Raw genomic sequence first — 24257 nt, forward strand, 5'->3', positions numbered from 1 at the left:
TCCGTCAAATCAAACGTTTCGAAAAATCAGGCGACGTCAGAAAGAACGCGCGCCAATTCAAACAAACGGCGGCGCTGGGTCTCTGGAATTGCGTAATAAGACCGCACCAGTTCAAGCGCCTCTTTATCTGCCAAAATATCGGCAGGCACGTTGTCGGCTTTTGTCGACGTCTTTTCTGCTGGGTTCTCATCTGCCCCTTCGAAAAAGAAAGCCACAGGAACACCAAGCGCCTCAGCAATATCCCAAAGTCGGGATGCGGAAACGCGGTTCATACCTGTTTCGTACTTTTGGATCTGTTGAAACTTGATCCCGACTTTTTCAGCTAACTGTTGCTGCGTCATTCCGACCATCCAACGACGATGGCGAACGCGCTTTCCAACATGGACATCCACGGGATGCTTCATTTTTGACCGCTCCTTAGAACTCACTATGCCACGACATCCAAGACCAACGTCGAATATGGATCGAAATGATCACCAAGGCTTAGTGTTCCTAGCACAACCAAGAGAGGTGAAAACATCCATTTCTCGAAAATGACATAATTTCGTAACGTCATTATTTACTTAATCCGCAATAATAATTACACTTTTATCTTATTTGGGCAAAACACATCGTTGCTAAATTCCTTTACCAGACTTTGGACCACATTGTTTCTTCTGGGGCAATTACTGTTCAAAACCTAAACACTTGCGCTGCAAAATTGCACACATTTGCGTCATGTATGCACATTTATGCGTCAAAGTACATGAAAATGAGCGGCGCAATTCGGACCCCTATCCTACTATAGCGGTTCTCCAACCGTACGAATCGAGGCCGTTCAATGACAATTGCCACACAATCCTTGCGCGTGCTGACGTTCGACACACCCCCTGCGGTGATGTCATATGACCTTCCCGCCCCCGCGCCGTCACAAATCCGCATTCGGGTCCACGCTTGTGGCCTTAACTTTGCAGACTTGCTCATGTGCAAAGGTACCTATCAAGACACACCAACGCCGCCCTTTACGCTCGGATTGGAAATGGCGGGCGTGATCGATGCCGTTGGGACCGATGTCATTGGGTTTCGCGTTGGCGACCGCATCGCGGCTTTCGCGGGCCAAGGCGGACTTGCGACCTACGCCAACATCGAGGCGGCGCGCTGTATCCCCCTTCCCGATTCCATCACGTTCGACGATGCCGCCGCGCTGCAAATCGCATACGGTACATCGCACATGGCCCTGACGTACAAGGCGCAACTAAAAAAGGGAGAGCGCCTTGTAGTTACCGGGGCTGCGGGCGGCGTGGGCCTTACAGCGGTCGAGGTTGGCAAGCTGTTGGGCGCTGAAGTGATCGCCATTGCGCGCGGCGCGGACAAACTGGCCATAGCAAAAGACAAAGGCGCGGATCACCTGATCGACGCTGATTCCCCCGACATTCGCGCGCAAATCAAAGCATTGGGTGGCGCGGATGTCGTGTATGATGCTGTGGGCGGCGATCTGTTCGAAGCGTGTTTTCGCGCTACGAATCCCGATGGGCGCATTCTACTGATCGGGTTTGCGGGCGGCGACCTGCCGACACTCAAGCCCAACCACATGCTCGTCAAAAACATTTCGGTGATCGGCTTTTATTGGGGGGCCTACTTCGGGTTCAATCCTGCGCCGCTCAAAGCGTCATTGGCACAGCTCTTTGACTGGGCCGCACGGGGCGAAATCGCGCCGCATATCTCCCACCGATTGCCGTTGGACCAGGCCACGCATGGCCTCGCGCTGCTCAAAGAGCGCAAGGCCACCGGCAAGGTGATTATCGCGCCATAAAGAGGGCGCAACAGGCCGGCCTCACTGAGCGGCGAGACGCATCGCACTTCGTTGTGCATAGGCCTGACGGATCAAATCACGCAATCGGTCTGCGGCCTCGCCTTTCATTAAATCAGAGGCGTAGAACGTCACCTTTTTAGACGGGAGATCGGGAAGCGCCCCGCCATGCCGCACAGGCTCACACAAGGGCGGTGTCGCCCCCTCCAACATCGCATGAACACCAAGGTCGGCAGAGACGGAGGCCTCGATCGTGCGCGACTGCGCGCTTTCAATCGCCATTTCCCACGAGATTCCCGCGCCATCCAACGCCTCTTGGACACTTTTGCGGAACACGCAACGATGCTCAAACGCAAGGCGCAACGGGCGCTGACGCCATGCAATCCCATCAACGGCACCGACCCAGACGAGCGGCAATTCAATCAAAACTTCTCCGCCCGCATCAGCGGCGTCCTCTGTACCCAAAAACATGTCGCATTCACCGCGCGCGAAATCTTCTTTGAGCTGCTTGGTGAATGACGAAATCAGGGTGACCCGCATCCGTGGAAAGGCGGCGTGAAACTGTTGCAAGACCTGTGGGATCGATGGATACACAATATCATGCGGCACGCCGAGGACGATTTCGCCCTCAAATTCCTGAGCGGTCAAACGCGCGTATGCCTCATCATTCAGATCCAACATACGGCGTGCATAAGATAGCATCTGCTCGCCCTGTGCGGTGAGCGAAATTGTACGCGATGAGCGATCAAGCAATTTACAATCAAGGCTCTCTTCGAGGCGCTTGAGCTGCATCGACACGGCGGACTGTGTGAGGTTGAGATACCCCGCCGCGCGCGTCACGCCACCACTGTCCGCAACTGCCACAAAAGAGCGCAACGCCGTCATATCCAGATTTCGAGCCATTCATCAATCTCCGTGATGTGTGTCAGTGCAATCATTCGTTTTGAGAATTTAGCGCAATGCAGCATAAACATCAAAGGAAATGATTCTTCTGACGTAATTCATCACAAATAAGAAAGGATGAGCCATGCACGCCCTGACCATCTCCCACATTCGCGGTAGACAACGCACGCCATCCCTATTGTCACGCCTGCGGACCGCCCGCACCGTGGCCCGTCAACGCAAATCGCTCGCGGCACTTGATGACCGCATGTTGCAAGATATTGGCCGCACGCGCGCTGAAGCCACCACTGAGGCCGCGCGCCCCGCGTGGGATGTCCCCGCACATTGGACCTCCTGAGCAAACGAAGGGCTACACTACCACACTCTCTGTCAGGTCCCCCCGACCTGCTCCTGACCGCGGTGCGCCCTCATGCATCGCGGTCTTTTTGCATGACCAAAAGCGATCCCCGCAGTTACGTGACAAGCAACACTCTGTTTCGTGCGTAATTCGACCCACTTTGTCTTGAATTCTCTCCCCGTCATGCCAATATCAAACCAGAACCGACCAAACTGAGGTCGGCAAACCAGTTTGCCTTAGGGAGAACAGTCAATGGCTGACTATCGCACCGTCCATCAGAACACCCAAACAGCGGGGGTCTCTGCGCAGATCGATGCAGGGCTTCGCGCCCATATGAATAAAGTTTACGGCACAATGTCCGTGGGCCTTTTGATCACAGCACTTGCCGCATGGGCGCTGTCGAACCTCGCCGTGTCCGCGACACCGACCGAATATATGATGGGTGAAGGAAAATACCTCACCAGTCTTGGTGTTGCGATCTACGCCTCGCCGCTCAAATGGGTCGTGATGTTCGCGCCGCTCGCCATGGTCTTTGCCTTTGGTGCTGCCGTGAACCGCCTCTCCGCGTCCGGCGCGCAGACGTTCTTTTACGCTTATGCGGCAATCATGGGCGTCTCGCTAAGCTCCATCTTCCTTGTCTTTACGGGCATGTCCATCACGCAGACATTCCTCGTGACAGCCATCTCGTTCGCGGGCCTGTCGCTCTACGGCTACACCACGAAGAAAGACCTGTCGGCCATGGGCGCGTTCCTGATGATGGGTTTGATCGGCTTGATCGTCGCATCCGTTGTGAACATCTTTCTCGGCTCATCGGCGCTGCACTTTGCGATCTCCGTCATTGGCGTGTTGATCTTTGCGGGCCTCACCGCTTGGGACACGCAAAAGATCAAAACCGACTACATTGCGCACGCACATGCGATGGATTCGGAGTGGCTCGCGAAATCCGCCATCATGGGCGCATTGAACCTGTACCTCGACTTCATCAACCTGTTCATGTTCCTGCTCAGCTTCTTGGGCAATCGCGAATAAACAAGCGAAAACACCTCATTGAAAAGGCCGCCCCACTGGGCGGCCTTTTTTTATGGCACCGAGGGCATAGAGACGGTTACAAATCATAGACCAACTGCACAGCCGGAAAACCCAGACCCGGACCGAGCGTCAAGGCAACATCGCCACGACACTCAAACCCCATGGCCTCATAAAAGCCGGCGGCTGTGATTGTCGACGTGCAGATCAAACGCCGCACGCCCTGAGCACGCGCAGACGCAAAGATATGGTCAAGCAGCACGCGACCGATGCCCCGGCGCATGTAGTCAAGGCTCACCACAACGTGGCGTAGGTGCGCCGTGTCTCGCGGGGCGACCCCGCCCACCGGACCATGCCAACTCCACCCTCCACTGGCCACCAGATGGCTCTCACCGCTATCGCCGACAAAGTACGTGCCAGACCTGATGAGGCTTTCCTTTGGCTGCGTAATAATAGGCAGTGCCGCCGCCAACACATTGGGGTGATAGTCGGCCTTTAGACCGTCCGTATAGCAGGTGCGCAAAAGCGCGCCGATGGCGGTGGCGTCCGTCGTCTTCGCGGTGCGAATGACAAAGGGCGGCACGGCCATCGGCGCGGCCATCGCAGACCGAGATCCTAAGCTTGATAATAATGATGATGACGGCGATGGCCCGCTATTGGGCTCAAATGGATTACACTCACTCATTGGTCTGTCCTCTCTGGTTGATGCTTGAGAGGCAGGCGGCGCGGGGTGTATCTTTACAACGAAAAACCGCGCGACCTGCCGGAGGTCACGCGGTTTAGCATTTTTCGTCTGAGTAGATGGCTTACTTGATTTTGCCTTCTTTGTACTCAACGTGCTTGCGCGCGACCGGGTCATATTTTTTCATGACCATCTTTTCCGTCATGGTACGGGCGTTCTTTTTGGTCACATAGAAGTGGCCCGTGTCCGCTGTCGAGTTCAGGCGGATTTTGATCGTGGTTGGCTTCGCCATTTTTAAAACTCCAGTTCGTCTGTGCTACGGGTGGTCGGGCCAGCCCGTGAAATCCTTGAAGCCCGCCTTTTATAGGCTTCACCCCCCGAGTCAACCGCTTTCGCCATAGGTTTTTCAAACTAAAACCCGCCACACTCGCGCGGCGGGTTTGTTTTTTCATAGGATAGCGCGTTTACACGACAGGTTTGCCCATCGACACGTGGATTTCCGCGACTTTCGAACTGTCCAGATCAAGGCTTTGCGCCAATGTGGTCAAGAATGTTTTTTCCGCATCTGTATCAACAGAGATAGCCATAAGCGCCGCCGTGTAGACCTGAACCTTCGCCGCATCGCCCGCCTCATGGGCCAGCGCGACCGCATCAACCGGCGCGTCAAGCTGTGCTTGGACGAACGCGATTTCCTCGTCGGAGGCATCTGTGAGGTGATCAAGGATTTTGGTGCGCTCTTCAGCGTCTATCTCACCATCCGCTTTTGCCGCCATGATCATCGCGCTGATCATCAGTTTTGCATTGTCCTCGGCGGCACCCCCGACAGGTGTTCCTCCGGTAACGGATGCAAACATATCGCCCAGACCACTGGCCCCCGCAGTCGCAGCTGTCCCCATCGCGGACATCAGAGAGCCAAGCCCCGCTTCGGTCGCTTCAGACACATCGGCGGCTTGATTGCCAAATTTGCCCATCATGTCACGCACAGCGTCCGCGCCGCCCGGAACCCCGAATTTTTCCGCCATCTGGCCCATTTGATCGGCAAAGCCGCCCTCGGACCCTGATTTGCGCAGCGCATCACGCACGCCATCCATGCCGCCAAGCTGGCGTACTTTGCTCGCCCCTTTTGCCGCAGCGAAGCCTATAGCCAAGGTGGCCAATGTTTTTACAAAACTCATGTTTAATCCCTCACTAAACTCAATATCCGCGCTTACTTTGCGACGAAAAGAAACGCCGAGCAAGCGTTTGAGTGTAAAGAATTTAATACGCGGATGGCCTATAAGCCGGATTTTGTTCAGGGGCTTGCGCCCCGTCGATAACCATTCCTCTAGGCCTGCTGTTACCAACAGGCTCAAGCTGCCAACCCGGGTCTCAAAGGCTTGAGCGACCTCGCAGGCGGTATGCGCGAACGCACACAGTCCCTGCTAGTGGACCCCTATTTGGCATTGCTCCAGGTGGGGCTTGCCGTGCCGGTCCTGTTACCAGTCCCGCGGTGGGCTCTTACTCCACCGTTTCACCATCACCCCCGTATAGAGGGCAGTCTGTTCTCTGTGGCGCTTTCCCTAGGGTTACCCCCGCCGGGCGTTACCCGGCACCTTTGCTCAATGGAGTCCGGACTTTCCTCCCCCAAGGGTTTACCCCAAGGCGGCGATTATCCAGCCATCCGCGTTGTAGCGATTTAGGTGTTCACATCCCTGCGGTCAACGGGGAAACGTGCTGCGAGGTTTTGCGCCATGGCAACATCATAGCCATCAAGAGGTCCGTCATCACACCCCCGAAAGCGATCTCGGAACGCTTTGAGACGCGCATCAGGCGTCTGACAAGGCGCATAGCCAAAGGCATCAAGAGCAGCATCAAAAGACGCCTGACAGACCGCACTGACACGTTGCACCTCCGGCCAAACAGATAATCCCTGACGCGCGAGACGCCGCCAATCGAATCGCGCGCCGGGGTCGATTTTTCGGCTCGGCGCCATATCGGAATGTCCAATCACGCGCTCAGGCGCAATTGCATGACGCGCGAGGATATCGGCCAGCAACGCCTCAAGCGCGTTCATTTGGGCCGCCGCAAACGGAGTCGTTCCAGTGTTGGACAACTCGATTCCAATGGAGTGTGAATTGACATCCGTCACATCGCCCCACTGTCCCGCACCCGCGTGCCAAGCGCGATCATTCTCATCCACGAGGCGGTATATGCTGCCCGTCTCATCAATGAGATAATGAGCAGACACCTCGAACTCGGGCGCACACAACCGCGCACAGGCCTCATGTGCCAAGGCCATTGCAGTATAGTGTAGCACAACCATGTCAGGACGCACGCCTCCGCGCCGCGCCCCAAAATTTGGAGACGGATGATCGTGGATCGTCAAAGACGTCATGGATTAGTTGTTACGCGCCGTCGCGGCCAGCCGGAACGGTGCGGGATCCCAACGGCACGCAAACCCATCACCATCCGCATCAAGGCCCTTGCCATTGCGCTCTGGCCCACCGGCCGCGAGGAACGCTTCTTGTGCCAAGTCGGGGGATGGATATTTGGCACAATTACGAGCCTGACGCGTCACCGCACCAGGGATCAGACGTTTGTAGATCGCCTGCCCAACATTGTTTTGGGACGACAACGCGAACGCGACCAATGTGGTGGTTGCCCCACTTGGCCGCGCGGGAACTGCCGTGGGCTCGACAACTTGATACTGAGAGCGATTTGCCGCCACACGCGCCGCGTCTTGCTCGATTGAGCGTTCATCAGAAACAGCGTCGAAATCGTTCTCCGAGGAAATCCCAACCGAGTTTTCGACCGATGGTGCAATCGCTGCTTCGGCATCTGCGATCAACTGATCGGTGGATGTCCCTGCGGATGGCGTTTGCACAGATACGGCTTGCGCATCCAAAGATGAGGTCACAGACGCGCCTTGTCCGCCTGAGATCAGCTCCTGCTCTCTCTGCGCTTGATAGGCATTATACGAGCCGAACCCAACCCCAGCACCACTATCGGGCACAGCAGGCTGATCACACGCGGTAAGCGCAACGAAAGACACAAGCAAAAAAGAGGCGCGACCGATCATCGGGCTAGCTCCACAAAATTAAAGGTTAGCCCTACTACCACCATTTATTGGGCTTGGAAACAAACCCTGCAGCGTCCTCAAGAGAATGTGCGATGTTCAACAGATCGCCCTCTTCCCACGGTTTGCCGATGAGTTGCAGACCTAGAGGCAAGCCCTCGGACGACAGACCCGCAGGCACCGAAATCCCGGGCAGACCCGCAAGATTGACGGTCACGGTGAACACATCGTTGAGGTACATCTGGATCGGATCGCTCTCGGACATCTCGCCCAGACCAAAGGCCGCGGACGGTGTGGCTGGGGTCAAAATCGCATCGACGCCCTGCGCGAACACGTTTTCAAAGTCCTGTTTGATCAAGGTGCGCACGCGGCGCGCACGGTTATAATAGGCGTCATAAAAGCCCGCAGACAACACATAAGTGCCGACCATCACGCGGCGCTGCACCTCGTGACCAAAGCCCTCTGCGCGGGTTTTCTCATACATATCATCGATGCCGTCACCCGCCGCCAGTTTGGCGCGGTGGCCGTAGCGAACCCCGTCGTAACGCGCGAGGTTGGACGAGGCTTCCGCCGGCGCAATCACATAATAGGCCGGCAATGCGTATTTGGTATGCGGCAGGGAGATATCGACAATCTCGGCCCCCGCATCACGCAGCATCGCCGCGCCATCGTCCCATAGTTTGGCAATCTCGGCAGAGATGCCATCGATACGGTATTCTTTAGGAATACCGATCTTTTTACCTTTGATATCGCCCGTCAGCATCGCCTCAAAATTTGGCACAGCCAAATCGGCGGAGGTGCTGTCTTTCGCGTCATGGCCACACATCACTTCGAGCATCATTGCGGCGTCACGTACAGACTTGGTCATCGGGCCCGCCTGATCGAGCGAGGAGGCAAACGCCACCGTGCCCCAGCGCGAACAACGCCCGTAGGTCGGCTTAATCCCAACAATACCCGTAAAGGCGGCAGGTTGACGGATGGAGCCACCGGTGTCGGTTCCCGTTGCCGCCAAACACAGATCGGCCGCGACAGCAGACGCAGAGCCGCCTGATGAGCCACCCGGTGTCAGGGTGCGATCATCGACTTTCCACGGGTTTACGACATCGCCATAAACAGACGTTTCGTTCGACGAGCCCATCGCGAACTCGTCCATGTTCAATTTGCCGAGCATCACCGAGCCTGCATCAAACAGCTTGGCCGTGATCGTGCTTTCATACTCGGGCGTGAAGCCTTCGAGAATGCGTGAGGCCGCTTGGGTCGCAACGCCTTTGGTACAAAACAGGTCTTTGATGCCGATGGGCAAGCCACACATCGCAGGCGCATCGCCCGCCGCCAAACGCGCATCTGCCGCTTTGGCCTGTGCACGAGCAATTTCAGGCGTGTTATGGACAAAGGCGTTGAGCGCACCGGAGCCCTCAATCACCGACAGACAGGCCTCGGTCAGATCGGCGGAGGTAAATTCTTTTGCACGCAGACCATCACGGGCCGCAGACAGGGTGAGTTTGTTTAGATCGGTCATTGGCTCACTCCACCACTTTAGGTACGGCAAAAAATCCCTCGCGCGCATCGGGCGCGTTGGACAGGATTTTTGCTTGTTGGTCACCATCGGTAACACCATCAACGCGGCGTTTGAGGCGCTGCGGGGTCACGGAGGTCATCGGTTCGACGCCCTCCACATCAACTTCTTGCAACTGCTCGATAAAGCCGAGCACGGCGTTGAACTCTTCGGCGAGCGCGGGAAGCGCATCTTCCTCTACGCGAATACGGGCAAGTTTAGCCACGCGGCGTGCGGTATCGATGTCGATGGACATGGGGCAGGCTCCGTCAATTTGGTTGGTTCAGGCTTTAGCGTGTCGCACGGCGGCCTTCAAGCATATGCGCGCCATAAACGCGGATCATGTGGCCAAGCATCAGCGCGTTGAGGATATGCCATGCAAAATGGGTGCCTAGTGGGAAGCCGTCACATACAGGCGCATCCGCCATCCGCAGCGCAATCGAGCCGCAAAGAATCACCGCGCCCACCGCCAGACCGCGCGCCGTTGCCGGTGCGCGCCGCCTCAAAAGGTAGGCGTAGATAAAGATCAAAAGCGGGACAGGCGCATAGGCCGACGATGACCCCATGCCAAGGGCTACAAAAACGGGAATCGTCACGGCCGCAAAAGGGAAAAACAGCACAGTTGCCAAAACGGCGCGCAGCGAAGAGAGCCCGAAATAGTCACGGTGCGCGGCAAAGATATAAGCGAGGATAAAGGCGACGATGGGCAAAACATCCGCCAATGAGGCCCATTGTGTGGCGAACGTATGAAACGCAAACGATCCAAGTCCGATAACAAACAGGATGACGGCAAGGGCGCGTCCCATCGGCGTGGCCTTCGCCCGTGGCCAGACATACAGCGCGGCGATCAGAAACGCGGCATTGGTCAGCGCATTGACGGGTTCCGCCCAAAAGCTGAAATCCACCCGCTCACAATAGCCATCGATTTGCTGCGTCCAGTCCATCGCTCACACTCCTAAATAGAAATATCTCCCGATACCGTAGACATAAAACGCGGTAAATAACACGTTGATCCATTTTAGTTGACGCTCGGTATGGAGCCACCCCATCCCCATCCAGATCAAACAAAACGGCAGCGACAAAAACAGGTTCCACGGATACCAGTTTTGAACAATCGCAACGGTAGAGGCGACACCCAACACAAGTGCCATATTTTTCAAAGCGCGCTCATGGCGGATCAAAGTTGTCTCAAACATTTCAGAACTCACGCATACGCCCGCAAAAGCCGCAGACCAAACAAATGCGCAGGTCTACAGCCCCCGAAACGGGCGGAATTTCAATGATTTAGGTATATGCTACAATTCAAAAATTGCGCAGGAAACCACTACCTCACGCGCCCCCATGGCACAAGAGGGGTGGGGATTTTAGCGGCGTGCCGCAAAGAAATCGCGCAACATCGCCTCGGCCTCCACCGCGCCAATGCCGTCATAAACCTCTGGCGCGTGGTGGCATTGGGCGTGGGCGTAGATCTTGGCCCCATGCGCCACGCCGCCCGACTTGGGATCGCCCGCGCCATAATACAGCCGTGCTATGCGTGCGTTTGAAATGGCCGCCGCACACATCGGACAGGGTTCCAACGTCACGTAAAGATCGCAGCCCGTGAGACGCTCGACGCCCAAAGCGGCACAGGCCGCGCGAATGGCCACGATCTCCGCGTGGGCAGTCGGATCATGGCCTGCACGGGTCTCATTACCGCCACGCCCGATGATCTCTCCGCTCGGGGCGACCACAACCGCGCCCACGGGAACTTCGCCACGACTTTGGGCCAAACGGGCCTGTTCAAAGGCCAAATCCATATGAGAACGAAATGTCATGCCCTTTCGTGACGCGGAAATGCGCCCAACGCAAGCCGTGCCCCCTTCCCAAGTGCATCAAAGCGCACTATGGCAAGCGCATGACACGCCCCACAGATAAAAAACCCGCACGCACCTCGTCCAATGGTCCCGCCTCTAAAGGTGGTAAGACCTTCAAACGGGGTATCCGTCCAAAAGACGTCAAACGTGACCAAAAGATCAAAGAGGGCGAAACCCGCCCCGGTGACCGGATCGCCAAAGTTCTGGCCCGCGCGGGCATCGCCTCGCGCCGTGACGCCGAACTGATGATCGAAGAGGGCCGTGTGACGGTCAACGGCCGCACGGTCGCCTCCCCTGCCCTCAACGTGCTGCCCAAAGACCGCATCACTGTGGATGGCAAGGACGTGGGCGCACCCGAACAGCCTCGCATGTGGCTCTACCACAAACCCACGGGTTTGGTGACCACGGAGAAAGACGAGAAAGGCCGCGAAACGGTCTTTTCCAGCCTGCCCAAAGATCTACCGCGCGTCATGTCCGTTGGACGCCTTGATATCACATCCGAGGGCTTGCTGTTGTTGACCAATGACGGCGAGCTAAAGCGGTTGCTCGAATTGCCAGACACCGGATGGATGCGCAAATACCGCGTCCGTGTGAAGGGCAATGCGACTGAGGCTGTGCTTGAGCCGCTGCGCAAAGGCATCACAATTGACGGCGAACATTTCCAACCGATGGAAGTTGTCTTTGACCGCCAACAAGGGGCCAACGCATGGCTGACCGTGGGCATCCGCGAAGGTAAAAACCGCGAAATTCGCCGCGCAATGGAACACATCGGCCTCGTCGTGAACCGCCTAATTCGCATCTCTTACGGCCCGTTCCGCTTGGGCTTTGTCAAACCTGGCGAAGTCGAAGAAGTGAAAGCACGCGTTCTGCGTGACCAGCTTGGCATCGAAATCGAAGATGGAAATCCACCCAAACGCCAAGTCAGCCGTGATGGACGCGAGGGTGGCGGACGCGATGACAAACGTGGCGGCGACCGTGATTTCAAAAAGCGCGATGGCGATTTTAAACCACGCCGCGACGGTGATCGCGATGGAGGCTTTAAAAAACGCGATGGCGATCGTGACGGTGGCAAGCCGAGCGGCTTCAAGAAACGTGATGGCGACCGCGATGGCGGATTTAAAAAACGTGATGGCGACTTTAAGCCCCGCGAAGGTGGATTTAAGGGCAAAGGCGGCCCACGCGGCGACGACCGTGATGGCGCAGGACGCGGCGGGGATCGTGACGGCAAACCCAGCGGCTTCAAATCTGGTGGTTACAAATCACATGGCGGCGGCAAAGACGGCAAGCCACGCTCGTCTGGATTCAAATCCCACGGTGGTGGCGCAGGCGGAAAACCACGTTCGGGCGGGTTCAAATCCCACGGCAAGCCCACGGGCAAACCACGCACGCGCGATTAATCGCACAACGCATCGCTAAAATTTAAAAAGGGCGGCGACAATCCGCCCTTATTGCCTTAACCCTTTCACGGTCAGTCATTCCTTCCTATATCTTGAGGAATGACAGTATCGTGAGGGGAAACGGCGCATTATGAGTAACAGCAAGTTTTCGAAACTCGCCTACTATCTACTGGTAGCGCTGACCTTTTATGCCACGCTCAAAGCACAGGGGGCGTAAGCATGGCCAAACGCTATGGCGCAACGTTTTCGCCCGACAGTGGTGAGACAATCGACACCCAATCCAATTCAAAACGCCCGTTTAACGGCAAAAGTCCAACACACGTTGGCGCGCGCTCGAACCTGTTGTTTTTCGCCTCCATCCCATTGGCGATCAAAGCCTTTCAATCAGAGCCAATCACGATGGCTGGCTATCTGGCCGCATTAGGATGTCTTTTGGCAGCTGGCTTTTTAACCCGCGAAGGGCTCAAAGCCCAAGAAGCGTATGAAGCACGTAAAGTTGCACGCAAGCCCGCCTTTCCCCGCAAACTCTTTGGCTCGATCCTGACTGGATTGGGTCTAGGCCTTGTTGGTGCGTTCGGATGGGGCGCGGTGGAGACGGTGATTTTTGCAATCCTTGGTGCGGGCTTGCATAGCCTTGCCTTTGGCTTTGATCCCATGAAAAACAAAGGCATGGACGGGGTCGACACCTTTCAACAAGACCGCGTGGCAAAGGTTGTGGATGAGGCCGAGGGGCATCTTGAAATCATGCACCAAGCCATGTTGCGCACCCGCGACCGCGAGGCGCAACGCCGTCTGGATCAATTCATCTCCACCGCCCGCACCATGTGCCGCACCGTCGAGGATGATCCGCGTGATCTGACCGCCGCGCGTAAATATCTGGGCGTCTACCTCTTGGGGGCACGCGATGCGACCACTAAATTTGTCGATCTATGGGAGCGGTCACGCAATGACGCAGCCCGTATATCGTGGTTTGCACTCTTGGACGACTTGGAGAAAAACTTTGTCGCCCGTACCGAAAAACTGCTCATCGACAACAAAACAGATCTCGACATCGAGATAGATGTTTTGCGTGAGCGATTGGCTCGTGAGGGCATCCGCCAATAACCAACCCTTGCCCGACTGGGCCAAGGCGAACACTTAACCGTTAAAACATCAAGATTGTACGAGGGGAAACATATGTCGGACACCGTGCGCCAAAAGGCACAAGCAACATTGAAGGACGTTGAGGAAATCACAGCCGTGGTTTTGCCAGAGCCCAAAGGGGAGCTTGTTGCCGTGCGTGGCAAGGATGCCCCTGCCGCTGATGAGGTCAAACGTGCAATGGCCGAAATCGACATGAGCGACACAGGATCAATTGTGCGTTTTGGCTCCGGTGCACAGGCCGAATTGCAAGAGATTTCGCAGTCCATGCTGGCCGAAGTCCGCAACAAGGATGTCGGCCCCGCTGGCGACAGCCTTGGCAGTATTGTGTCCACCATTCGCGGATTTTCTGTGTCCGAGTTGGACGTTCGCCGTAAACGGGCATGGTGGGAAAAACTGTTGGGGCGCGCAGCCCCCATGGCGAAATTCGTCGCCCGTTTCGAGACGGTGCAGGGTCAAATTGACAAAATCACCGACAACTTGCTGTCCCACGAGCACAAGTTGCTCAAAGACGTAAAATCACTCGATATCTTGTACGCCAAAACGCTGGCGTTCTACGATGAACTGGCGGTCTACATCCGTGCGGGTGAGAAAAAACTGCAAGAGCTCGATACCAAAACCATTCCCGCCAAGGAGAATAAGGTCAACGCAGCACCCGAAGACAAACAGGTCATGCTCGCCCAAGAGCTGCGCGATCTGCGTTCGGCCCGTGATGATCTGGAACGCCGCGTGCATGATCTTAAACTGACGCGCCAAGTGACCATGCAATCGCTGCCCTCAATCCGTTTGGTCCAAGAGAACGACAAATCTTTGGTCACCAAAATCAACTCGACGCTGGTCAACACCGTCCCGCTTTGGGAAACTCAATTGGCCCAAGCGGTAACCATTCAACGCTCAGCCGAAGCCGCCCACGCAGTCCGAGATGCCAACGATCTGACCAATGAGTTGTTGACCGCCAACGCCAAAAATCTGCGCGAAGCGAACAAAGTCGTGCGCGAGGAAATGGAACGTGGCGTATTCGACATCGAGGCTGTCAAAGTTGCGAATGCCGAATTGATCGCAACAATCGAAGAGAGCCTTGAGATCGCAGACGCCGGCAAGCTCAAGCGCGCCTCAGCCGAAGAAGACCTCAAGAAAATGGAGGGCGAGCTTCGCGATACTTTGGCCGCGGCCAAATCCAAACGCTCGGGCACAGGCGACAACGCCGCAACCTCCGTTCCGCGTTAATATGTGGCGGGGTGGGCACATCAAGTCGTTGAGTGCGGGCGCAGTTGCGCTCGCTCTGAGCGCATGCGTGACGACCACCCCGCCACAACCAACACCCGCACCGCGCGCCAATCCAACCCAATTAGCGCCGACCGTACCGCGAACCGAACCCGCTGCACGCTCCGCTGCGAGCCTAGACATGGTGCGTTACTACGCCAAAGTCCAAGCGGATCTTTTGCGCAATGAATTGCTACGTACCGATGCGGGCGGAGCAGACACCCCGTTCGGCGCGCGCCAATTGGCCGAGAACTTTGACGCGATTGCGCTGAACGACGAGTACACCGATGTCGGTGGGCAATACGTGGCGCGTACGACCCGCTCGACACTGCATAAATGGATCGTTCCCGTGCGGCTCGGCCTTGAGTTCGGGGCATCCGTTCCCGCCGCGCAACGCACAAAGGACCAAGCAACCTTAACCGCATTAGCCGCGCAATTGGGCCGCGCCACGGGACATTCCGTGGCAGTCTCTGCGCGCCCCAACTTTCATGTTCTGGTTCTCAATGAAGATGAACGGCGCGCAGCGGGACCGCGCCTTGCACAATTGATCCCAGGGTTGCCCTCTGCGGCCGTACGCTCGGTCGAGAACATGCCACCCTCGGCCTATTGCCTTGTGATTGCTTCGGACCCTGCCGACGATGGCGCCTACCGCACGGCCGTTGCGGTCATTCGCGGTGAGCACCCCGACCTTATGCGGGCCTCGTGTTTTCACGAAGAAATCGCACAAGGGCTGGGATTGGCAAATGATAGCCCGCATGCGCGCCCGTCGATTTTTAACGATGACGAGGAATTTGCGCTTTTGACCCGTCACGACGAGCTATTGCTGCGCATCCTTTACGACCCTCGGCTGACGGCCGGTATGCAACCCGACACCGCCCGCGCCATTGCGACCCAAATCGCGCGCGAATTAATGGGCGACCCTTTATAAGACAGGACTCCAACATGGGAATTTTTGATTTTCTTTCCGGCGAATTTATCGATGTCATCCATTGGGTTGACGACACGCGCGACACGATGGTCTGGCGGTTTGAACGCGAAGCGCATGAGATCAAATACGGCGCAAAGCTAACCGTGCGCGAGGGCCAGTCGGCGGTGTTTGTCCACGAAGGCCAGTTGGCGGATGTCTTTACACCCGGCCTTTATATGCTTGAAACCAACAACATGCCGATCCTGACCACGCTCAATCATTGGGATCATGGTTTCAAATCGCCATTCAAATCTGAAATCTACTACGTCAACACGACCCGTTTCGGAAACCTCAAATGGGGCACGAAAAATCCGATCATCTGCCGCGATCCCGAATTTGGCCCCGTACGCATTCGTGCGTTTGGTACTTATGCCGTCAAAGTATCGGACCCCGCGCGCTTCCTCACCGAGATCGTGGGTACGGACGGCGAATTTACGATGGACGAGATCTCTTATCAGATCCGCAACATCATCGTTCAGGCCTTTTCGCGGATCATCGCAAGCAGTGGTATTCCCGTGCTCGACATGGCCGCAAACACCGCCGATCTGGGAAAGTTGGTCGCAACCGAGATTTCCGCCATCGTCGATGAATACGGCCTTATGATCCCCGAGTTCTACATTGAGAACATATCATTGCCCGAAGCGGTCGAGGCGGCGTTGGATAAGCGCACATCAATGGGCATCGTCGGCAATCTCGACAACTATATGAAACTGTCCGCCGCAGAGGCAATGAGCGCAGGCGATAGCGCGATGGCATCCGGCATGGGGGCCGGAATGGGCGCAGGCATGGGCATGGCGATGGCCACACAAGCCTCTGTCGGTCAGGCGGCAGGCCCATGGGGCGCACGCCCAACCACGGTGCAAACACCACCACCGCCATCCGTCGAGCACGTTTGGCATATTGCCGCAAACGGCGCGACAACAGGTCCGTTTTCAAAGGCCGAAATGGGTCAGAAGGCCGCCTCCGGCGCGCTGACCCGCGAGAGCCATGTATGGACCCCCGGCCAAGACGGGTGGATGAAAGCCGATGAGGTCATCGAATTGGCACAACTGTTCACCATAGCGCCCCCGCCGCCCCCCGCAGGCGTTTAACAGCAACGCACCGATACACAGTCCCGTGACGCGCCCCGCAAATAAACATGCGGGGCACGTCACGTTATACGCAAAAGATAAGATGAGAACGGGAAAAACAACGCCATGACACCGCGAGTTCATCGTACGTCCAAAAGCGCGCAAACACGCGATGCGGCGCACGCGGAACAGATCGCCCTTGCGCTCATGGGTGTTGGCGATTTGAATGCGGACCAATTGGTCGACGCCGCCACATGGGACCGCTCTGATGCGCCCTGTGAGGTCGGGCGCGATGTCATTTTGGCGGCCGTGTCCGCGATACGCCCCCCTGTCTCCATCACGATCGATCAGGTCATCACCCATGGTAAAGCAGGCACAGTGTCGGGACGTCTCACCCGTGATGGATCAGGCACACATTTATTTTGCCACATCATCCGCTTTACCACGACAAAGCGTAACAATATCGCACAACTCGTCAGTTTTGAGCACCTAGAACGTTGAGATCAGGTGAGCAAAGTGGCAACAGCGCTATATCGCCTCTTGCCACATCATCATTGCATCGAGCAGCGCATAAGACCGGCCTGCGATAAAGTTTGTTGATAGCTTCGCCGCTGCCGTCTTAGTGTCACCCTGTTCAACATGTGTCGCGACCTCACCCGCAAAGTTGTGAAACAGAGCATGTTTTTGCACAACGCGCTTATAGGCCTGCGTTTGGACAACAACAGGGTCGCGTTCCAAGGAGTGGAGCCATTTTCCGAAAGGGCAATCATCATCACACCCGATTTTATGCGCAGGCTTCGGCAAGGCACCCGTTTGCGCGGCCTCACGTAACGTTGTACGCCACATGGCATGGGCCCCAATGGCCTCCGATATCTGGCGATCTAAAACGAACTTATCCAACGCAACACCCCAAAATTTGTTCACTTGCGACTGGACACTGCCACAGGCATCTTAACACTGTATAAAACAACGGGATTCTTCGATGAGACGCGGGACCACTACACATGATCTAACGCCCGTCGGACAAGATCACCGTTTTCCATGCGGAACATGCGGCGCAGACATGCGATTTGCGCCCGAACTTGGCCGGCTTGCCTGTGATCATTGCGGGGCACAGGCGGCTCTCGACACACAGCACGCACCAGAGGTGCGAGAATTGGACTATCAAGGTGCTCTAGCATCCGCAGTCTCGCACCCCGACATGGTGGAGACGCGCGTCTCCGAATGCCCCAACTGCGGGGCCCGCGTCGAATTCAACGACACCAATCATGCCAAACAATGCCCCTACTGCGCCACGCCCGTGGTCGCAGATACTGGTGCGCACCGACACATAAAGCCTCGCGGGCTTTTGCCGTTCGCCTTGGCCGAATCCCAAGCTCATGTCGCAATGTCGGATTGGTTGGGGCGGCTCTGGCTTGCCCCAAACGGGTTACAGGCCTACGCGCGAAAAGGCCGTAAGATGGACGGTATTTATGTGCCGTACTGGACCTTTGACGCGGGTACCGCCACTCAGTACCGCGGCGAGCGCGGCGATGATTACTATGTGACCCACAAGATCAACCACAACGGAAAAACCAAAACGATCCGCGAGGGAAAGACACGATGGAAACCGCGCTCTGGCCATGTCGCGCGTTTTTTTGATGACATCTTGGTCTTGGCATCGCACGCATTACCGCAAAAATACACGCAAGGGTTGGAGCCGTGGGATCTTTCCGAGATGCAACCCTATGTACCGGACTATCTCGCGGGATTTCGGGCCGAGGCGTATTCCGTCACCCTCGACGAAGGATTTGCGGCGGCGCGCGACCATATGAACCGCGTCATTCTACGCGATATCCGGTTTGATATTGGCGGAGACCGTCAGCGCGTGCACGATGTGCAAACCAAAGTGCGCGATGTGACGTTCAAACATGTTTTGCTGCCTGTCTGGATCGCTGCGTACAAATATCGCGGGAAAACCTATCGCTTTGTTGTCAACGGGCGCACAGGGCGAGTGCTAGGGGAACGACCCTACTCGGCATGGAAGGTCACCTTTGCGGCAGTGGGCGTGGCGCTGCTTGCCGGAGCCATCGGATATCTCATCGCCATCAATCAGCCATCATAGGGATCAATTCCAATCGCGTCGCGCGTGAGCAATTGCTCGCGCGGCGAATGATTGCTCAAGAACTGCTTGCTTTGGTAGCGGTAACAGGCCTAAAACGAAGGCCAAATCAATGAGGAGACCGACATGATCTTGTGTGCAGGCGAAGCCCTAATCGACATGCTACCGCGTGAAACCACGCAGGGCGAAGATGCCTATGCTCCTTATGCAGGTGGCGCGGTGTTCAATACCGCAATCGCATTGGGCAGACTTGGTGCGCCAGCGGGCTTTTTCTCAGGATTTTCCAGCGACTTCTTTGGGGATTTGCTCAAATCCAAGCTTGATGAGAGCCATGTCGATGCCACTTTGTCCGTGACCACAGATCGCCCCTGCACAGTGGCCTTTGTCAAACTGGTCGACGGCCATGCGACCTATGCGTTCTACGACGAGAACACGGCGGGGCGGATGCTGTCGCAAGATGATTTGCCTGTCTTGCCAGATGCAATCAATGCGGTCTTTTGCGGTGGAATCTCGCTACCGGTGGAGCCATGTGGTGCCGTCTATGAATCCCTGTTTGCACAGGCCGCCCCGACACGCGTCACAATGATCGATCCGAACATTCGCCCTGGATTTATCACCGATGAAAGCCGGTATCGTGCACGCATCGAACATATGGTGGCGCTCGCCGATATCGTCAAAGTATCGGACGAGGATCTGATCTGGCTGATGGGAGAAGGTACGATTGAGGACCACATTCAAACGCTTTTGACCAAAGGCCCAAAACTCGTTTGCCTGACCGAAGGCAGCGAGGGCGTGCGTGGATTTACGTCAACGGGTAAAATCGTACAGGTCAAAGCCAACAAGGTGGATGTGGTCGACACGGTTGGCGCAGGCGACACATTCAATGCGGGGCTTTTGGCCTCTTTGGACGCCGCAGGAAAGTTGACCAAAGACGCGGTTGCAGATTTGGACGAGGATACGATCCGTGCCGCCCTATCGCTTGGGGCGCAAGCCGCTGCCATTACCGTATCGCGCGCGGGTGCTAATCCACCTTGGAAATCAGAGCTTTGAGGGCACTCGTTCAACGGGTTAGCGAGGCGGCTGTTCGCGTCGACGGCGATGTCGTGGGTCAATGCGGCGCGGGCCTTTTGGTTCTCGTGTGTGCGATGCGCGACGACACCACCGAGGACGCAGACAAGTTGGCCGCGAAAATCGCAAAGCTGCGCATATTCCAAGACGATGCTGGCAAAATGAACCTGAGTGTTCGCGACATTAACGGTAGCGCTCTTGTCGTGAGCCAATTCACCTTAGCCGCGCAGACCAAAGGCAACCGACCCGGCTTTTCGGCGGCCGCTCCGCCTGATGTCGGCGAAAGGCTTTATCAACGCTTTACCGCACAGCTACGCACCCAAGGTGTGCCCAGTGAGACCGGCATTATTGGCGCGGATATGAAAGTGTCCCTCATCAATGACGGTCCCATAACGATTTGGCTCGACACACAGGACTGACACCTCCGCGCGCAGGGTCATCCCCCCAACATAAAACGCCGCCCAAACCTATTGGACGGCGTTTTTAAATCTATGTGTTGGCGCGTTAAATACGGAAAAACGGCTGAAACAAACGCGGCAAGATCGAGTTGAATTTGAGCGGTGCATCCGTTGCGGCCAGACAAATACAAACCTCGCCCGCCGCCGCAATCGGGGTGTGCTCAACATCGTCATTAGCCACTTCGCAGTCGCCGCGCCCAAACCGCCCCGTCTCGTCCGTAAATGCCCCTTGAAGCACAAGAGTCATCTCCAAACCGCCATGACCGTGATCCGGCATTTCCATACCCGGCTCAATGCTCAACAGCCTCAACGAACCTTGAGCGTCATCAGACAAGATGCACTGCTTTGCCCCCGGTCCTAGTGAGCGCCATTTTGGTTCTTTGCCAGCCAATGCTTCGACAACAGGCGCAGGCAGCGGTCCGCGCGCCGTGTAAACCGGCTCAGGTGAAACCTCATCATTTAGCTGCGCCAGTACGCGATCACGGAGTGCATCGCCAACATCAATCGGCTCGAAATCATCAAGGATTGCGCCGCCCACAGCCTCATGAGCCGCAATAGAGGCACGACAGGTTTCGCACAGCGACACATGGGCCGCCACAACCAGTGAAAACGGCTTGGGCAGCGAGCCCGCGACATAAGAGGCCAATAGCCCCTCGGAGATATGGTGACGAATACCGCTCATCGGTTATCGCGCTCCTTTCAGTTCATGCCGCAACCGTTCAAGGCCGAGGCGAATACGGGATTTGATTGTGCCTAGCGGCAGTCCCGTCTCAATTTGAATCTCGGAATGCGTCAGCTCCCCAAGATAGGCTTTTTCAACCAAATCACGTTGCTCTGGCTTTAACGTAGCCAATGCGGCGCGCAATTTGGCCGTCTCTTGTTCCATCGCCACAACCTGTTCGGCGTGCTCGCCGGTGGTCTCTGGCGTTGCCAACTCCTCAGGCACAGGACGGCGTTCTTTGCGAATGATATCAATCTGGCGGTTGCGGGCGATCTGGAAAATCCACCCCGCCACATCCGCACGCTCCGGATTAAAACTTGCCGATTTGCGCCACACGGACAACATTGCATCTTGCACAATGTCATCAGCGACCGCCGACGACATGCCCGATTTCATCATCATTCCGCGCATCCGCGGCGCAAAATAGTCAAATAGCGCACAAAACGCCGCGCGATCACGCCGGTCGCGCACGGCGAGCATCCATTGTGTTTGCTCGGAGTACGTTCTCGGCGCCGCCGTTTCTGGCTCTGTGTCTTTTGGCTCCGTGTCTGGCACGTGGGCCTCCCCTTGAGGTGGTATCACAAAACATCCCCCCAAAAGAGCGGGCGGAAATGACTGCGAAATATGATTTTCATGGGTCAGCATATCTCTCTTACGGGCCGCGTCGAGAGGTGGATCATTTTTGTGAACACTTTTTTTGAAAAAGCCACATGACTACGAAAGCGGGTGCGCCCAGTATGAATTGCCTTATGAATGATCCGCAACCCGCTGAGCTGCGTAAATACAATAACTGACCCAAAAACTGAGAGTACTTATGTCCTTTGACGCCCTGCCGCTGTCCCGTCCTCGTATCGCAATTATCGGCTCGGGCATCTCCGGACTGGCCACCGCCTATCTGCTTGCTGATACGCATGATGTCACTGTGTATGAGGCCGAGAACCGTCTTGGCGGTCACGCCCGAACGATTATGGCCGGACTGCGTGGGGATCAACCCGTAGATACCGGATTTATCGTGTACAACTATGCCAACTATCCGCATCTTACGGCAATGTTCGCCGATCTCGATGTACCTGTCATCCCCTCGGATATGTCGTTTGGCGCGAGCATTGATGGCGGGCGGATCGAATACGGACTCAATGACCTAAACGCGCTGTTCGGTCAGCGCCGCAATATTGCGCGCCCTGCGTTTTTGCGAATGGTACGCGACATCTTGAAATTTAACGCCAAAGCCGAGGCGCATGTGGACAATGAGACAACCACCATCGGCGAATTGATTGCGCAGATGGGATTGGGACAAGAGTTCCGTGATCATTACTTGATGCCAATATGTGGCGCGATCTGGTCAACCTCGGTTCAAGATATCTCCGCCTACCCTGCCGCATCTTTGTTGCGCTTCTTTCGCAATCACGCGCTGTTGTCGGCCACCGGACAGCACCAATGGTGGACCGTCAAAGGTGGGTCTATTGAATATGTCCGACGCCTTGAGGCGCATTTGCGCGCCAAGGGCGTCACCTTTCACCTTGGTGCCCCTGTGCAAAACGTCACGCGAACCGATGTAAGCGTCACGATAGATGCAACCAACCGCCCCGCAGACTGCTTTGATCAAGTGGTTTTTGCGTGCCACTCTGATCAAGCTCTTGCCATGTTGGCGGTCAGCACGCCCCAAGAGGCCCACGCCCTTGGAAACCTGCGCTATCAACCCAACACCGTGATTTTGCACCGCGACACATCGCAAATGCCAAAGCGCAAAGCCTGTTGGTCAAGCTGGGTCTATAAGGCCGACACAGACAAAGAGGCGACACGTTTGGGCGTGACGTACTGGATGAACCGCTTGCAATCTATCCCGCAAGACGATCCCTTATTCGTGAGCCTCAACCCCGCCCACGAGGTGCCGCAAGACATGATATACGACGAAGCCACGTTCCATCACCCCGTCTTTGACACCGCCGCCCTCAATGCCCAGCGCGAGATTTCAGAGATTCAGGGTGACAATCGTACGTGGTTTGCCGGCGCGTATCTGCGTCATGGCTTTCATGAGGACGGGTTTCATTCCGCCGTACAGGTCGCAGATGGCCTAAAAGCGCAGGCACAATTGCCTGTCGCGGCACAGTGAGCGCGTACCCCGATCATATCGCCGGCCAGACGGTCCATGCGCGGCGCGGGTCCATCGCCAATGCCTTTCGCTATGGCGTCGACTATGTACTGATCGATCCTGATAGCACGCGCGGTCCGCGGTTGTTTTCGCGCAATCGCTTCAACCTCGCCTCTGTGCATGACCGCGATCATGGTGGCCCCGTCAAACACGGGCGCGGCACCGTATGGGCACGCGAGATTTTCGCAGCCGAGGGATTGGACGATCTACGTCTGGAGCTTTTGACGCAACCTCGATTTATGGGCTATGTCTTTAATCCTGTTAGCTTTTGGCTTGGATGGCGTGGGACCGACCTCATTGCGGTGATCGCCGAGGTCTCAACCCCGTTTGGCGACAGACACTCCTACCTGTGCACCGCGCCAAATCGCGCAGCGATCACAAAAGACATTCGCATCACGGCGACAAAGCACCTGCATGTCTCGCCCTTTCAGACGGTTGAGGGCCTGTATCATTTTAACTTTGACATTCGCCCCGACAAGATCGCTGTACGCATTTTGCACGAGAATGGCGCTGAGGGTGTGATTGCGACCTTAAGCGGCCCACGCAAACCATTGACCAATGTTGGAATCTTGCGCGGCTATGCGCGCCGCCCGCTAGGCGCGTTTCGCACCATTGCTCTTATCCACTGGCAAGCGCTGATCCTCAAACTCAAAGGCGCGGTCTACCGCCGCCAACCGCCCGCGCCCCCCACTGACCTCACCAAATCAGAAGAGATCTAAA

At 56.4% G+C, this 24257-nt stretch carries 29 protein-coding genes and 1 other RNA gene; 14 read left to right on the forward strand and 16 right to left on the reverse strand.

Features of this window, described 5'->3' with window-relative positions:
* Nucleotides 1–26 precede the first annotated feature (26 nt).
* Complete coding sequence (locus tag IMCC12053_RS04695) at nt 27–404, reverse strand: helix-turn-helix domain-containing protein (protein WP_062216201.1); 378 nt, start codon at nt 402–404, stop codon at nt 27–29.
* Nucleotides 405–820: 416 nt separating this feature from the next.
* Here IMCC12053_RS04695 and IMCC12053_RS04700 point away from each other — a divergent pair, with 416 nt between their 5' ends.
* The gene (locus IMCC12053_RS04700) at nt 821–1792 is read left to right on the forward strand and encodes an NADPH:quinone oxidoreductase family protein (RefSeq protein WP_074906089.1); all 972 of its coding nucleotides are present in this window, start codon (nt 821–823) and stop codon (nt 1790–1792) included.
* Between the two features lie 21 nt (nt 1793–1813).
* Here IMCC12053_RS04700 and IMCC12053_RS04705 read toward each other — a convergent pair whose 3' ends face one another.
* Nucleotides 1814–2692, reverse strand: a complete 879-nt coding sequence (locus IMCC12053_RS04705) for a LysR family transcriptional regulator (protein ID WP_062216203.1) — start codon at nt 2690–2692, stop codon at nt 1814–1816.
* 124 nt (nt 2693–2816) lie between these two features.
* Here IMCC12053_RS04705 and IMCC12053_RS04710 point away from each other — a divergent pair, with 124 nt between their 5' ends.
* On the forward strand, nt 2817–3029 hold the full coding sequence (locus IMCC12053_RS04710; RefSeq protein WP_062216205.1) for a DUF1127 domain-containing protein: 213 nt from the start codon (nt 2817–2819) through the stop codon (nt 3027–3029).
* Between the two features lie 252 nt (nt 3030–3281).
* Entirely contained in the window at nt 3282–4058 is a 777-nt protein-coding gene (locus IMCC12053_RS04715; protein ID WP_062216207.1) for a Bax inhibitor-1/YccA family protein, read from the forward strand.
* A 76-nt stretch (nt 4059–4134) separates the two neighbouring features.
* On the opposite strand, the gene IMCC12053_RS04720 is transcribed toward IMCC12053_RS04715, so the two are convergent.
* The 11 genes from IMCC12053_RS04720 to IMCC12053_RS04770 all read right to left on the reverse strand — a co-directional run bounded on the left by IMCC12053_RS04720 (nt 4135) and on the right by IMCC12053_RS04770 (nt 11161).
* On the reverse strand, nt 4135–4656 hold the full coding sequence (locus IMCC12053_RS04720; RefSeq protein ID WP_062216209.1) for a GNAT family N-acetyltransferase: 522 nt from the start codon (nt 4654–4656) through the stop codon (nt 4135–4137).
* Between the two features lie 205 nt (nt 4657–4861).
* Nucleotides 4862–5029, reverse strand: a complete 168-nt coding sequence (gene rpmG, locus IMCC12053_RS04725) for a 50S ribosomal protein L33 (RefSeq protein ID WP_062216210.1) — start codon at nt 5027–5029, stop codon at nt 4862–4864.
* Between the two features lie 172 nt (nt 5030–5201).
* On the reverse strand, nt 5202–5912 hold the full coding sequence (locus IMCC12053_RS04730) for a DUF533 domain-containing protein (protein WP_062216211.1): 711 nt from the start codon (nt 5910–5912) through the stop codon (nt 5202–5204).
* Between the two features lie 85 nt (nt 5913–5997).
* An RNA gene (rnpB, locus tag IMCC12053_RS04735) (RNase P RNA component class A) lies at nt 5998–6401 on the reverse strand.
* A gap of 11 nt (nt 6402–6412) precedes the next feature.
* Nucleotides 6413–7111 (reverse strand): N-acetylmuramoyl-L-alanine amidase, encoded by a 699-nt coding sequence (locus tag IMCC12053_RS04740; protein ID WP_256209767.1) that lies wholly within the window; start codon nt 7109–7111, stop codon nt 6413–6415.
* A 3-nt stretch (nt 7112–7114) separates the two neighbouring features.
* A complete protein-coding gene (locus IMCC12053_RS04745; RefSeq protein WP_062216212.1) occupies nt 7115–7795 on the reverse strand; it encodes a hypothetical protein in 681 nt (226 codons plus the stop codon).
* Between the two features lie 34 nt (nt 7796–7829).
* Nucleotides 7830–9311: an Asp-tRNA(Asn)/Glu-tRNA(Gln) amidotransferase subunit GatA gene (gene gatA / locus IMCC12053_RS04750; RefSeq protein WP_062216213.1), complete on the reverse strand. Its 1482-nt coding sequence runs from the start codon at nt 9309–9311 to the stop codon at nt 7830–7832.
* A gap of 4 nt (nt 9312–9315) precedes the next feature.
* On the reverse strand, nt 9316–9603 hold the full coding sequence (gene gatC, locus IMCC12053_RS04755) for an Asp-tRNA(Asn)/Glu-tRNA(Gln) amidotransferase subunit GatC (RefSeq protein ID WP_062216214.1): 288 nt from the start codon (nt 9601–9603) through the stop codon (nt 9316–9318).
* Nucleotides 9604–9637: 34 nt separating this feature from the next.
* The gene (locus IMCC12053_RS04760; RefSeq protein WP_062216215.1) at nt 9638–10291 is read right to left on the reverse strand and encodes a ceramidase domain-containing protein; all 654 of its coding nucleotides are present in this window, start codon (nt 10289–10291) and stop codon (nt 9638–9640) included.
* 3 nt (nt 10292–10294) lie between these two features.
* The gene (locus IMCC12053_RS04765) at nt 10295–10543 is read right to left on the reverse strand and encodes a hypothetical protein (RefSeq protein WP_062216217.1); all 249 of its coding nucleotides are present in this window, start codon (nt 10541–10543) and stop codon (nt 10295–10297) included.
* 168 nt (nt 10544–10711) lie between these two features.
* Complete coding sequence (locus tag IMCC12053_RS04770) at nt 10712–11161, reverse strand: nucleoside deaminase (RefSeq protein ID WP_062216219.1); 450 nt, start codon at nt 11159–11161, stop codon at nt 10712–10714.
* Nucleotides 11162–11241: 80 nt separating this feature from the next.
* Here IMCC12053_RS04770 and IMCC12053_RS15560 point away from each other — a divergent pair, with 80 nt between their 5' ends.
* The 6 genes from IMCC12053_RS15560 (at nt 11242) to IMCC12053_RS04800 (ending at nt 17538) form a co-directional block, all read left to right on the forward strand.
* Nucleotides 11242–12597 (forward strand): pseudouridine synthase, encoded by a 1356-nt coding sequence (locus IMCC12053_RS15560; protein WP_082389039.1) that lies wholly within the window; start codon nt 11242–11244, stop codon nt 12595–12597.
* A gap of 219 nt (nt 12598–12816) precedes the next feature.
* The gene (locus IMCC12053_RS04780; RefSeq protein WP_062216221.1) at nt 12817–13701 is read left to right on the forward strand and encodes a 5-bromo-4-chloroindolyl phosphate hydrolysis family protein; all 885 of its coding nucleotides are present in this window, start codon (nt 12817–12819) and stop codon (nt 13699–13701) included.
* A gap of 72 nt (nt 13702–13773) precedes the next feature.
* Nucleotides 13774–14964 (forward strand): toxic anion resistance protein, encoded by a 1191-nt coding sequence (locus tag IMCC12053_RS04785; RefSeq protein ID WP_062216224.1) that lies wholly within the window; start codon nt 13774–13776, stop codon nt 14962–14964.
* A 1-nt stretch (nt 14965) separates the two neighbouring features.
* Nucleotides 14966–15928 (forward strand): DUF2927 domain-containing protein, encoded by a 963-nt coding sequence (locus IMCC12053_RS04790; protein WP_062216226.1) that lies wholly within the window; start codon nt 14966–14968, stop codon nt 15926–15928.
* Nucleotides 15929–15942: 14 nt separating this feature from the next.
* The gene (locus IMCC12053_RS04795) at nt 15943–17058 is read left to right on the forward strand and encodes an SPFH domain-containing protein (RefSeq protein ID WP_062216228.1); all 1116 of its coding nucleotides are present in this window, start codon (nt 15943–15945) and stop codon (nt 17056–17058) included.
* 105 nt (nt 17059–17163) lie between these two features.
* Nucleotides 17164–17538, forward strand: a complete 375-nt coding sequence (locus IMCC12053_RS04800; protein WP_062216230.1) for a hypothetical protein — start codon at nt 17164–17166, stop codon at nt 17536–17538.
* Between the two features lie 27 nt (nt 17539–17565).
* Here IMCC12053_RS04800 and IMCC12053_RS04805 read toward each other — a convergent pair whose 3' ends face one another.
* Nucleotides 17566–17937 carry a CZB domain-containing protein gene (locus tag IMCC12053_RS04805; RefSeq protein WP_143089961.1) on the reverse strand — a complete coding sequence of 124 codons (372 nt, stop codon included), beginning with the start codon at nt 17935–17937 and terminating at the stop codon, nt 17566–17568.
* Nucleotides 17938–18100: 163 nt separating this feature from the next.
* Between IMCC12053_RS04805 and IMCC12053_RS04810 the strand changes: the two genes are divergently transcribed.
* The 3 genes from IMCC12053_RS04810 to dtd all read left to right on the forward strand — a co-directional run bounded on the left by IMCC12053_RS04810 (nt 18101) and on the right by dtd (nt 20625).
* Complete coding sequence (locus IMCC12053_RS04810; RefSeq protein ID WP_236852535.1) at nt 18101–19141, forward strand: TFIIB-type zinc ribbon-containing protein; 1041 nt, start codon at nt 18101–18103, stop codon at nt 19139–19141.
* Between the two features lie 123 nt (nt 19142–19264).
* Entirely contained in the window at nt 19265–20188 is a 924-nt protein-coding gene (locus IMCC12053_RS04815) for a carbohydrate kinase family protein (RefSeq protein WP_062216236.1), read from the forward strand.
* Nucleotides 20185–20625, forward strand: a complete 441-nt coding sequence (dtd, locus tag IMCC12053_RS04820; RefSeq protein ID WP_062216238.1) for a D-aminoacyl-tRNA deacylase — start codon at nt 20185–20187, stop codon at nt 20623–20625. The genes IMCC12053_RS04815 and dtd overlap by 4 nt, the downstream gene beginning before the upstream one ends.
* A gap of 85 nt (nt 20626–20710) precedes the next feature.
* Here the strand turns inward: dtd and IMCC12053_RS04825 are convergent, their stop codons facing one another.
* On the reverse strand, nt 20711–21346 hold the full coding sequence (locus tag IMCC12053_RS04825) for a ChrR family anti-sigma-E factor (RefSeq protein ID WP_062216240.1): 636 nt from the start codon (nt 21344–21346) through the stop codon (nt 20711–20713).
* 3 nt (nt 21347–21349) lie between these two features.
* Complete coding sequence (locus IMCC12053_RS04830) at nt 21350–21940, reverse strand: sigma-70 family RNA polymerase sigma factor (protein WP_062216242.1); 591 nt, start codon at nt 21938–21940, stop codon at nt 21350–21352.
* A 259-nt stretch (nt 21941–22199) separates the two neighbouring features.
* Here IMCC12053_RS04830 and IMCC12053_RS04835 point away from each other — a divergent pair, with 259 nt between their 5' ends.
* Both IMCC12053_RS04835 and IMCC12053_RS04840 read left to right on the forward strand, forming a co-directional pair.
* The gene (locus tag IMCC12053_RS04835) at nt 22200–23498 is read left to right on the forward strand and encodes an NAD(P)/FAD-dependent oxidoreductase (RefSeq protein WP_062216243.1); all 1299 of its coding nucleotides are present in this window, start codon (nt 22200–22202) and stop codon (nt 23496–23498) included.
* Nucleotides 23495–24256: a DUF1365 domain-containing protein gene (locus IMCC12053_RS04840; RefSeq protein ID WP_062216245.1), complete on the forward strand. Its 762-nt coding sequence runs from the start codon at nt 23495–23497 to the stop codon at nt 24254–24256. The genes IMCC12053_RS04835 and IMCC12053_RS04840 overlap by 4 nt, the downstream gene beginning before the upstream one ends.
* The last annotated feature ends 1 nt before the right edge of the window (nt 24257 follow it).

The organism is Celeribacter marinus, from assembly GCF_001308265.1.
GTDB classification, from domain to species: Bacteria; Pseudomonadota; Alphaproteobacteria; order Rhodobacterales; family Rhodobacteraceae; genus Celeribacter; species Celeribacter marinus.

Coding starts and splice junctions, on each gene's coding strand:
- IMCC12053_RS04815 (WP_062216236.1), top strand. CDS start 19,265: ATGATCTTGTGTGCAGGCGAAGCCCTAATCGACATGCTACCGCGTGAA.
- IMCC12053_RS04810 (WP_236852535.1), top strand. CDS start 18,101: ATGCGATTTGCGCCCGAACTTGGCCGGCTTGCCTGTGATCATTGCGGG.
- IMCC12053_RS04780 (WP_062216221.1), top strand. CDS start 12,817: ATGGCCAAACGCTATGGCGCAACGTTTTCGCCCGACAGTGGTGAGACA.
- gatC (WP_062216214.1), bottom strand. CDS start 9,603: ATGTCCATCGACATCGATACCGCACGCCGCGTGGCTAAACTTGCCCGT.
- rpmG (WP_062216210.1), bottom strand. CDS start 5,029: ATGGCGAAGCCAACCACGATCAAAATCCGCCTGAACTCGACAGCGGAC.
- gatA (WP_062216213.1), bottom strand. CDS start 9,311: ATGACCGATCTAAACAAACTCACCCTGTCTGCGGCCCGTGATGGTCTG.
- IMCC12053_RS04740 (WP_256209767.1), bottom strand. CDS start 7,111: ATGACGTCTTTGACGATCCACGATCATCCGTCTCCAAATTTTGGGGCG.
- IMCC12053_RS04695 (WP_062216201.1), bottom strand. CDS start 404: ATGAAGCATCCCGTGGATGTCCATGTTGGAAAGCGCGTTCGCCATCGT.
- IMCC12053_RS04785 (WP_062216224.1), top strand. CDS start 13,774: ATGTCGGACACCGTGCGCCAAAAGGCACAAGCAACATTGAAGGACGTT.
- IMCC12053_RS04835 (WP_062216243.1), top strand. CDS start 22,200: ATGTCCTTTGACGCCCTGCCGCTGTCCCGTCCTCGTATCGCAATTATC.
- IMCC12053_RS04705 (WP_062216203.1), bottom strand. CDS start 2,692: ATGGCTCGAAATCTGGATATGACGGCGTTGCGCTCTTTTGTGGCAGTT.
- IMCC12053_RS04765 (WP_062216217.1), bottom strand. CDS start 10,543: ATGTTTGAGACAACTTTGATCCGCCATGAGCGCGCTTTGAAAAATATG.
- IMCC12053_RS04720 (WP_062216209.1), bottom strand. CDS start 4,656: ATGGCCGCGCCGATGGCCGTGCCGCCCTTTGTCATTCGCACCGCGAAG.
- IMCC12053_RS04795 (WP_062216228.1), top strand. CDS start 15,943: ATGGGAATTTTTGATTTTCTTTCCGGCGAATTTATCGATGTCATCCAT.
- IMCC12053_RS04760 (WP_062216215.1), bottom strand. CDS start 10,291: ATGGACTGGACGCAGCAAATCGATGGCTATTGTGAGCGGGTGGATTTC.
- IMCC12053_RS04790 (WP_062216226.1), top strand. CDS start 14,966: ATGTGGCGGGGTGGGCACATCAAGTCGTTGAGTGCGGGCGCAGTTGCG.
- IMCC12053_RS04730 (WP_062216211.1), bottom strand. CDS start 5,912: ATGAGTTTTGTAAAAACATTGGCCACCTTGGCTATAGGCTTCGCTGCG.
- IMCC12053_RS04715 (WP_062216207.1), top strand. CDS start 3,282: ATGGCTGACTATCGCACCGTCCATCAGAACACCCAAACAGCGGGGGTC.
- IMCC12053_RS04825 (WP_062216240.1), bottom strand. CDS start 21,346: ATGAGCGGTATTCGTCACCATATCTCCGAGGGGCTATTGGCCTCTTAT.
- IMCC12053_RS04770 (WP_062216219.1), bottom strand. CDS start 11,161: ATGACATTTCGTTCTCATATGGATTTGGCCTTTGAACAGGCCCGTTTG.
- IMCC12053_RS04700 (WP_074906089.1), top strand. CDS start 821: ATGACAATTGCCACACAATCCTTGCGCGTGCTGACGTTCGACACACCC.
- IMCC12053_RS04800 (WP_062216230.1), top strand. CDS start 17,164: ATGACACCGCGAGTTCATCGTACGTCCAAAAGCGCGCAAACACGCGAT.
- IMCC12053_RS04745 (WP_062216212.1), bottom strand. CDS start 7,795: ATGATCGGTCGCGCCTCTTTTTTGCTTGTGTCTTTCGTTGCGCTTACC.
- IMCC12053_RS04710 (WP_062216205.1), top strand. CDS start 2,817: ATGCACGCCCTGACCATCTCCCACATTCGCGGTAGACAACGCACGCCA.
- IMCC12053_RS15560 (WP_082389039.1), top strand. CDS start 11,242: ATGACACGCCCCACAGATAAAAAACCCGCACGCACCTCGTCCAATGGT.